This is a genomic window from Streptomyces sp. AC555_RSS877, from assembly GCF_019049245.1.
GTDB lineage: Bacteria > Actinomycetota > Actinomycetes > Streptomycetales > Streptomycetaceae > Streptomyces.
The window spans coordinates 1-218 of sequence record NZ_JAGMUK010000093.1 but is presented as its reverse complement, the minus strand read 5'-3'; the positions used below and the strand labels follow the sequence as shown (position 1 = coordinate 218).

Sequence of the window (218 nt, the reverse complement as noted above, 5' to 3'; positions counted from 1 at the left end):
CGCCTCGCCGCGGAAGCGAGCAGCCTGATGCCGCGTGGAGAGGGTCTCCGGGTCGTCGGCCCCTCGCACGCGGACGTCGTCCTTGACGAGTTCGGCGAGGGCGGTGGCGGCGCCGGCCGGGTCTCCCGCCTCGCCGCGGAAGCGAGCAGCCCAATACCGCGTGTCGAGGGTGTTCGGGTGGTCGGCGCCCAGCACGCGGGTCTGGTCCTTGAGGAGTT

The 218-nt window shown here is 73.4% G+C and carries 1 pseudogene; it reads right to left on the bottom strand.

The features are described from left to right. Positions 1–218 (bottom strand): annotated as a pseudogene (locus KUM49_RS35205) (hypothetical protein); the annotation flags it as partial.